Here is a 4,443-nt window from a genome sequence, read left to right on the forward strand (position 1 = left end):
CTGGCAGGGCACGGCCGTCCCGGCTGGCGGCGCCATCGTGCCGGCGGCGATGACCATGCAGGACGGCGGCTGGAGCAGCGGGCCGCAGGGCGGTGTGGTGCTTGCCGGCTGGCATGGCGGTCGTGGTGGCTGGGATCGTGGCGGCTATGGCCGCGGCGGCTGGGATGACCGGCGCGGCGGTTGGGGCCGCGGTGACTGGGATGATCATCGTGGACGCTGGGGCCGTGGTGACTGGGATGACCGGCGCGGCGGCTGGGGTGGTTATCGTGGCGGCTGGGGCGGCTATCCGGTCTATCATGGCTGGGGCGGCTATCGCCCGCGCGCCTATTATCGCCCGCCGGTCGTCATCTATGGCGGCGGCTGGGGTGGCGGTGGCTATTATGGCCGTCCCTATGGCGGCTATTATGGCCGGCCCTACGGTGGCTACTATGGCCGGCCCTACGGTGGTTATTACGGCAGCAGCTATTATGGCCGGTGCCGGTCCAATGGCAGCGGCGCGCTGATTGGCGGCGTCACTGGCGCCACGCTGGGCTATGGCCTGGGCAATCGCTGGGATCGCACGCCGGGCGTGATCATCGGCGGCGTGGTTGGCGCCATCGCCGGCAGCGCCATCGAACGCTCAGGCTGCTGATACCGCTGTCAGGAAGGCTGGCCCCCAGCTTTCCAGCTTGACGGCGCCCACGCCGGGAATGCGCGCCATGTCGGCCATCGTCTGTGGCCGGCGCGCCGCCATCGCGCGCAGCGTCGCATCGGAAAACACGATATAGGGCGGCACCCCGGCATCGGCCGCCAATTGCCGCCGCAAGGACCGCAGGGCTTCGAACAATGAACGGTCCTGCGGGGCGACTTCGGCCACGGCGGCGCTGTTGCTGGCCTTGCCCGGCCGGGCGGCGCGTGGCTCCACCTGCTTCAGATTGATCGCCACCTCGCCCTTCAGGATGGCGCGCGCCGCCGGGCCCAGCACCAGCCCGCCGCCTTCGGGATCACGCTCCAGCGCGTCCATCGCCTCCAGCTGGCGCGCCAGGCTCTTCCACTGGTCAGCCGGCCAGTCCTTGCCGATGCCGAACACACTCGACCGTTCGTGGCCGAACTTCACCACCTTTTCCGATGGCTTGCCGTTCAGCACGTCGAGCAAATGCGCCACGCCAAAGCGCTGACCGGTGCGATACACGGCCGACAGCAGCTTGCGCGCGGCTTCGGTGGCGTCAACCAGGCGCGGCGGGTTGAGGCAATTGTCGCAATTCCCGCATGTCGCCGGCGCGGTTTCGCCGAAATAGCGCAGCAGTTCCTGGCGCCGACAGCCCGCGGTTTCGAGAAAGGCGATCAGCGCGTTCATGCGGCGCACCTCGTTGGCCTTGAACGCTTCCGTGCCGTCGCTCGCCGCGATGAAACTGCGCAGCCGGGCGACATCCTCGCCGCCCCAGATCAGCTGCGCCACCGCCGGATCGCCATCGCGGCCGGCGCGGCCGGTTTCCTGGTAATAGGCCTCGATCGATTTGGGCAGGCCGGCGTGCAGCACGAAGCGCACGTCGGGCTTGTTGATGCCCATGCCAAAGGCGATGGTGGCCACCATCACCATGTCTTCGGAGGCGACGAAATCGGCCTGGTGCCGGCTGCGGATGCCGGCTTCCAGGCCGGCGTGATAGGGGCGCGCGCGATAACCCGCCTCCACCAGCCAGCCGCAGATCGTTTCGGTGCCGGCGCGGGTGGGGGCATAAATGATGCCGGCCTGGCCGGCCTGCCCGGCCATGAAGGCGAGGATCTGCCGGCGCAGATTGTCGCGCCCGGTCACGTCATAACGGATGTTGGGCCGGTCAAAGCCCGAGAGGGTGATGCGATCATCAGCGATGCCCAGTTGCCGGGCGATGTCGGCGCGGGTTTCGCGATCGGCGGTGGCGGTCAGCGCGATGCGCGGCACGCCGGGCAGGGCATCGCAGAACGGTCGCAGCCGGCGATATTCGGGGCGAAAATCATGGCCCCATTGCGACACGCAATGCGCTTCATCGATGGCGATCAGCGCGATTTCCGTGCGCTGCACCATCTGGCCAAAGCCATCCGAAAGCGCCCGTTCCGGCGAGACATAGAGAAGATCGAGCTGGCCATCGACGAAGTCGCGCCACACCTGGCCGCTGTCGGCGGACTGGCTGTTCAGCGTCGCAGCGCGCACCCCCTGGGCGGTCAAGGCGCGCACCTGGTCTTCCATCAGCGCGATCAGCGGTGAGATCACTAGCGCCGTGCCGGGCCGCACCAGCGCCGGCACCTGGTAGCACAGCGATTTGCCCGATCCGGTCGGCATGATGGCCAGGCAATCGCGGCCGGCGATGACGTCGCTGATGATCTGTTCCTGCGGTCCGCGAAAATCGGCATGACCGAACACGCGATGCAGGATGTCACGCGCGCGTGGCGCCGTTGGGGTGGCAGCAAGATCGGCAGGCGCAAACGACATGGCGCATCCTTACCAGACCGCTTGCCAAGCGCCACCGCCTCTGCCAGCCTGAGGCCAACGAAAACCTTAAAATCGGTTGGCCATCACTTTATGCGCCTGATTTTGCTCGCTGCCCTTGCAGCATTTCAGGCCACGGCGCCGGCCAGCCCGCCGCCATCCGTGCCGCCACCCCCAGCGCCTGTCGAACCCGCAGCCCCGCCGGCCGAAGCGGCCGTGGTGCTGCCGGCGCTGACCCCGCTGAAGCTGGAAATGGTGGATGCCGTCACCACCAAGACGGCCAGGCGCGGCGACCGTTTTGCGATCAAGCTGGCCGAAGCCGTGCGCCTGCCGGGCATTGACCTGCCGGCCGGCACGCCGGGCCATGGCGAGATCGTTCATGCCCAAAAGGCTGGCGCCGCGGGCCGGGCCGGTGAGCTGATTCTCGCCGCGCGCTGTCTCGATGTGAACGGCGCCTGCCTGAAGCTGCGCAGCCTGAAGATCGCGCCGCCGCACGCGACCGAACGCACCGACCTGGCGCTGGCCGTCGGCGTGGCGGCCGGGCCGATCGGTTTTCTGATCAACGGCGGCAATCGCGAGGTGCCGGCCGGGACGGCGCTGACGGCGATGACCGCCGAAAACACGCCGTGGCCGCCCGCCGCGCCGCAAGTTCAACCCCAGGAGCCCAGACCATGAAGACGACGATCCAGCTTGCCGCGGCCTTCGCGCTGCTCGCCAGCCCCGCGCTTGCGGCCGAGAAGGCGCCGCCAACGCCGATCACCATCGCGCCCCCGCCGGAAGGCAAGGGTCAGATCGTGTTCTTCCGGCGCGGCGGCATCGGCCCGCTGATTTCCTGCGCCGTTTCGGAAAACGGCGCCCGCGTGTCGCGGCTGCCCCCGGGCAAATATTTCGTCCAGGTCACGACGCCGGGCGCCCACACCTATACCGTGTCGAGCGAAGCCAAGGACACGCTGAACGTCGAGGTGGAAGCCGGCGAAACCCAATATGCCAAGTGCAACATCCGCATGGGCATCTTGGCCGGCCGCCCCAACCTGGCGCCCAGCACCAAGGACGAATTTGACAAGGGCGCCGGCAAGCTGAAGCTTGTCGAGCCGCAGGACGACAAGGATGACGACAAGAAAGACGACAAGAAATAAGCGAGGCCTGGCATGAGCGGCTGGCGCCAGTCGCTGGGCAGCCTGTTGACCGGGCTGTTCTCGGGCGCGCTGGTGCTGGCTGCCGGCTGGATCCTGTGGACCGAACTGCGGCCGCCGCTGGCGGTGGCGGCCAGCGTGCAGCGCACGGTGGCGATCAGCGCCACAAGCCTGCCCGGCGCCGGCACGACCATCGGCCCGTTCCGGTTGGCCAGCGCCGTGGCGCTCAGCAGCCCTGACAAGGCGTTTGGCGGGCTCTCCGGCCTCGCCGCGCTGCCCGATGGCCGGCTGCTGGCGATCAGCGATGCGGGCGACTGGCTGCTGATGCGGCCCGGTTCGGCCACCGGCGAAATGGGCAGCATATCCATGCCGGGCAGCGACAAGGCCGATCGCGATGCCGAGGCGGTGGCGTTGGCGCCGAATGGGGAAACGCTTGTCAGCCTTGAACAGCAGCACCGTATCCTGCGCTTTGCCGGCCATGGCCCGCCGCTGGTGGCGGCCGGGGCGCCGCTCTATCGCACCGATACCATGGGCTGGCCGCCCAACGGCGGCGGCGAGGCGCTGGCGGTGCTGGGCGATGGCAGCCTGGTGTGGATAGCTGAAAATGCGCCCACCGCCGATGGCGCCATCACCGCGCTGCTGATCGCGCCGGATGGCACCACGCGACCGATCCTGATTGATCCGGTTGATGGCTTTGCCCCCACCGATGCGGTGCTGCTGGATGAGACCCACCTGCTGCTGCTGCACCGCCGCTACACAGGGGTGGAAACCGCGGCGGCTATCAGCCTGGTTGACCTGGCACCAGTGCTGGCCGGCGGCAGCGCCGCGCCGGCTCGCGAACTGGCGCGCTGGGGGCGGGGCGGGGCG

At 68.8% G+C, this 4,443-nt stretch carries 5 protein-coding genes; 4 read left to right on the forward strand and 1 reads right to left on the reverse strand.

Features of this window, described 5'->3' with window-relative positions:
• Nucleotides 1-631 (forward strand): glycine zipper 2TM domain-containing protein (locus tag GJ693_RS14095; protein WP_156256910.1); only part of this gene is annotated, 631 nt, incomplete at its 5' end.
• Here the strand turns inward: GJ693_RS14095 and recQ are convergent.
• Nucleotides 620-2,446 (reverse strand): DNA helicase RecQ, encoded by a 1,827-nt coding sequence (gene recQ, locus GJ693_RS14100; protein ID WP_156256911.1) that lies wholly within the window; start codon nucleotides 2,444-2,446, stop codon nucleotides 620-622. The two genes, GJ693_RS14095 and recQ, sit on opposite strands and share 12 nt — an antisense overlap.
• 159 nt (nucleotides 2,447-2,605) lie before the next feature.
• Between recQ and GJ693_RS14105 the strand changes: the two genes are divergently transcribed.
• The 3 genes from GJ693_RS14105 to GJ693_RS14115 all read left to right on the forward strand — a co-directional run.
• Complete coding sequence (locus tag GJ693_RS14105) at nucleotides 2,606-3,118, forward strand: hypothetical protein (RefSeq protein ID WP_156256912.1); 513 nt, start codon at nucleotides 2,606-2,608, stop codon at nucleotides 3,116-3,118.
• Nucleotides 3,115-3,579, forward strand: coding sequence for a DUF2846 domain-containing protein (locus GJ693_RS14110; protein WP_156256913.1), 465 nt, complete (start codon nucleotides 3,115-3,117; stop codon nucleotides 3,577-3,579). The genes GJ693_RS14105 and GJ693_RS14110 overlap by 4 nt, the downstream gene beginning before the upstream one ends.
• A gap of 12 nt (nucleotides 3,580-3,591) precedes the next feature.
• A partial coding sequence (locus GJ693_RS14115) for an esterase-like activity of phytase family protein (RefSeq protein ID WP_156256914.1) occupies nucleotides 3,592-4,443 on the forward strand: 852 nt, incomplete at its 3' end.

This window comes from Sandarakinorhabdus oryzae, assembly GCF_009733735.1.
Lineage (GTDB): Bacteria > Pseudomonadota > Alphaproteobacteria > Sphingomonadales > Sphingomonadaceae > Sandarakinorhabdus > Sandarakinorhabdus oryzae.

What these genes read in the sequence shown, in the direction of transcription:
- GJ693_RS14110 (WP_156256913.1), top strand. Translation starts at nt 3,115, where the DNA reads ATGAAGACGACGATCCAGCTTGCCGCGGCCTTCGCGCTGCTCGCCAGC.
- recQ (WP_156256911.1), bottom strand. Translation starts at nt 2,446, where the DNA reads ATGTCGTTTGCGCCTGCCGATCTTGCTGCCACCCCAACGGCGCCACGC.